The 3,646-nt window shown below is 48.2% G+C and carries 3 protein-coding genes, 1 tRNA gene and 1 other RNA gene; 3 read left to right on the top strand and 2 right to left on the bottom strand.

Annotated elements, in window-relative coordinates; genetic code table 11:
- Nucleotides 1-135 precede the first annotated feature (135 nt).
- On the top strand, nt 136-1,107 hold the full coding sequence (locus tag ACESLU_RS12920) for a YpdA family putative bacillithiol disulfide reductase (protein ID WP_372639046.1): 972 nt from the start codon (nt 136-138) through the stop codon (nt 1,105-1,107).
- Nucleotides 1,108-1,243: 136 nt separating this feature from the next.
- On the opposite strand, the gene ffs is transcribed toward ACESLU_RS12920, so the two are convergent.
- An RNA gene (ffs, locus tag ACESLU_RS12915) (signal recognition particle sRNA small type) lies at nt 1,244-1,343 on the bottom strand.
- 177 nt (nt 1,344-1,520) lie between these two features.
- Nucleotides 1,521-1,594 (bottom strand) — tRNA-Ala (locus ACESLU_RS12910).
- 226 nt (nt 1,595-1,820) lie between these two features.
- Between ACESLU_RS12910 and ACESLU_RS12905 the strand changes: the two genes are divergently transcribed.
- Nucleotides 1,821-2,717, top strand: a complete 897-nt coding sequence (locus ACESLU_RS12905; RefSeq protein WP_372639045.1) for an OmpA family protein — start codon at nt 1,821-1,823, stop codon at nt 2,715-2,717.
- A gap of 309 nt (nt 2,718-3,026) precedes the next feature.
- Nucleotides 3,027-3,623: a peroxiredoxin family protein gene (locus tag ACESLU_RS12900; protein WP_372639044.1), complete on the top strand. Its 597-nt coding sequence runs from the start codon at nt 3,027-3,029 to the stop codon at nt 3,621-3,623.
- Nucleotides 3,624-3,646 lie beyond the last annotated feature (23 nt).

Raw genomic sequence — 3,646 nt, 5'->3', positions numbered from 1 at the left:
CAGTTCTTGCGTCAAATGTAGGTGAATGGCTTCCAGCCGGGAAACATTTTATTTTATAAAACCGGTTATTCATACGATATTCACCTGATCGTTCTATCATTGCACCCATTAATCTCAAAAACATAAACAGAAGTCATGGTCATTATTGTAGGAGCGGGTCCCATCGGACTGGCGACCTCCATTGAGCTCAAACGGGAGGGAATTCCCTCCAGGATTATTGAACGAGGCAGCCTGGTCAACAGTATTTTCCACTATCCCAGGGATATGACGTTCTTTTCCACCTCCGACCGACTGGAAATCGGCGGGGTGCCTTTCATTTCTCATAATCCCAAACCTACGCGGCGCGAAGCGCTTGAATATTATCGTCGCGCGGCCGAAAGTTACGACCTGGATATTCACCTGTATGAGGAAGTACGGGCTGTGGACGGAAAAGACGGAGATTTTACCGTCCGGACCGACCGGGATCACTATGAAGCCTCCAAAGTAGTCGTAGCCACGGGCTTTTATGATATCGCACGTAAAATGAATATTCCCGGCGAAGAGCTGGATAAAGTAAAACACTACTATGACGAAGCCCACCCCTATGCCTGGCAGGATGTGCTGGTTATCGGGGCCGGTAATTCAGCCGTGGATGTGGCATTGGAAACCTATCGCACCCACGCCAACGTTACGCTGGCCGTGCGCGGGCCGCAAATTAAAGAAACCGTAAAATACTGGGTGAAACCGGATATTGAAAACCGTATTAACAATGAGGAGATAACGGCTTATTTCAATACTGAGGTCAAAGAGATAAAACCCCGGGAAGTCGTACTGGATACACCAACCGGCATCAAAACCATCCCCAACGATTTTGTTTTGGCCATGACGGGCTACCAGCCGAATTTCGAGCTGATGTCCCAGTTCGGCATTGCACTGACCAATGACGAAAAACGCATGCCTGTGTACAACGAACAATCACTTGAAACCAACCGGAAGGGCATGTATGTGGCAGGCGTAGTATGCGGCGGAATGGATACAAGCAGCCTTTTTATTGAAAATACACGCGTTCACGCCGAACATATCTCCAGCGATATTAAGCGTAAATTGACTGCAGGTTCATTTGGTTAACGGATGAAATGCCTCACATCGATCCCGGCAAACTGGAAACAGGGCCGCAAAAAAAGAGATTGGCGGGTTTGCGTTTGCGCGTTGTGCGGGTACCCTCAGATGAGTGTTCCCTGTCCGCCTGATATGGCTAAAAAAGAGAGGGTAAGCAACCTACATCACGCCGCTACGACCTCCTACCGCTGCTACCTTCCGGTCCTGACGGAGTTCAGAGGGAGCTGGCTGCGCAGGGCCTACCCTCGAATTCTAAAATACGACTTAGAAAGGGTTAATAGCAAACTAAAAACGCTTTTTCCCTTCCTTCTGTATTTATATAACGCATATATGAGAACAATCTTGTAGAGAACAAGTACCTTTACCAGGGATGGTGCTCCCGAAGTGCTTTATTTTACAGGTATATCAACATCATTTAAAAGTGGAGCTACGGGGACTTGAACCCCGGACCTCTTGCATGCCATGCAAGCGCTCTGGCCAACTGAGCTATAGCCCCGATGCGAGTGTGCAAATATAAGCTGTTTATTAAACTAATGCTAACATTTTATGAATTTGCTTATCCGGTGTTTTTTAAGACGAATAGTTCGTTCCTGTGAGATCCGGGGTAAACGTGGATCATCAAAATTAATTTTGATTTAGGGTTAAATATTTTTTGCCTTTGTTCGGATACAACCACATATTTACACTCTTAAATTTTAAATCTTTAGCAGGAAAATATCATTATGAAAAGAGCTCTTAATATACTTTTAATATCATTTATGTTGGTGGGGGGGACACTCGTCCAATACGGATGTAAATCGAGTGAAGAAGTGGTGCAGAATGTTGATACCGACGGCGACGGGCTTACCGATGCCGAAGAGGAAAAGCTGGGTACCGATCCCAATAATGCCGATACGGACGGGGATGGCCTGACCGACGGAGAAGAAGTGAATGAATATGATACGGATCCCCTTAATTCTGATACGGACGGCGACGGGCTGTCGGACGGGGATGAGATTAATTCCTACAATACCGATCCCAATGCGGAAGACAGTGACGGCGACGGGCTTACCGACGGGGAAGAAGTAAACGAATATCGCACAGACCCCAATGCGGTTGACAGCGACGGCGACGGTATAAGCGATTATGATGAAGTGATGGAGCATAATACGGATCCCAACAATGTTGATACGGATGGTGACGGTTTTACAGACGCCCAGGAACTTGAGTTGGGAACGGATCCCAACGATCCGAAAGATCCTCCCTATCTGCAGGAAGATGACCTGGATATTGTCAATTTTGACTTTGACCGTTCCAATATAGACCAGGCGGCCGCACGCATTCTCAGAGATAATGTAAAAGCGATCCTGAGTGCTGCCAAATTCCACGTACGCATTGAGGGATACACGGACCACATAGGCGGAGACCAGTACAACCTGCGATTAAGTCAGCGCCGTGCAGAAGAAGTTGCCCGCTTCTATGTCAAAAACGGCGTAGCCGAAAGCCGGCTTACCGTTCGCGGCCTGGGTAAAGCGCCGGTCCCCTGTATTGATCAGGATCCGGGTCAGGGATGCCGTAAAAACCGGCGTGTGGAAACTATTCCTCTGAGTCCATTCGACATGGAGCCGGCAGCGAACTAACATCCTCTTACTTGCTCACCTATTGCAAAGGCGGTCTCACTGATGAGGCCGCCTTTTTTATTTTCAGTTTTTTTGAAATAGGAGGCATCCTGGACTATATTAACGCGGCTTTGCAAAACGTGCCCCCCCGGCCCCGGGAAGCAGGAGCAAGGTCTGATGCAAAGCACAAGGCTGGCAGCTTTTAACACATTATTTAAAAAAATTCTGAAGCGAGTAACGGGGGAGGGAATTGTTATAAGGCCTCTTAAAAATAACATTAATTATCATATATTGTATTCTGTACACATTACTAACGCTTTCTTTTACCCCATGAATTACCTTATCAACCACTGGACGCTTGCGGTAGCACTCATTTCGTTGCCACTCTCTTTTTTGACCCATACTGGTCAGCCCGATCGTGTTATACCCCTCAACACGGCAGAAGCTGTTGCCTCCAACGGACCTGAAATATCCCGTTCAGGTGGTTTGGGGGCCGATACCACCCGGCAACTTAACGACGCCCCGGACTTTACGCTTGATAAAATGAATGGCGAGCCGTTTACCCTTTCTGAGCACGAAGGCAAGGTGGTCGTACTCAATATATGGGCCACCTGGTGCGGTCCCTGCCGGAAAGAGATTCCCGACTTCATTGAGATACAGGAGGAGATGCGGGATAATGGCGTTCTGTTTGTAGGGGTCTCCCTCGATGAGGAAGGCTGGGAAGCCGTTCGTCCCTTTGCCCAAAAATATGAGATCAACTATCCCCTGGTAGTGGATGACGGGTCGGTCTTTGAGGGGTATGGACCATTCCGGGGCATACCGATGACCTTTATCATCAACAGGAAAGGCAAATTGGAATATGTCGCGCCCGGTATGGTCAACAAAAAGGTAATCAAGCCCATCCTGGAAAACCTGGCGCGCCGCTAACCCGCCTTAGCTCCAAGCCGGGT

It is taken from the genome of Fodinibius sp. (genome assembly GCF_041642155.1).
Classification (GTDB): domain Bacteria; phylum Bacteroidota; class Rhodothermia; order Balneolales; family Balneolaceae; genus Fodinibius.
This window is presented reverse-complemented; position numbering and strand designations above follow the sequence as displayed.

Coding starts and splice junctions, on each gene's coding strand:
- ACESLU_RS12920 (WP_372639046.1), top strand. CDS start 136: ATGGTCATTATTGTAGGAGCGGGTCCCATCGGACTGGCGACCTCCATT.
- ACESLU_RS12900 (WP_372639044.1), top strand. CDS start 3,027: ATGAATTACCTTATCAACCACTGGACGCTTGCGGTAGCACTCATTTCG.
- ACESLU_RS12905 (WP_372639045.1), top strand. CDS start 1,821: ATGAAAAGAGCTCTTAATATACTTTTAATATCATTTATGTTGGTGGGG.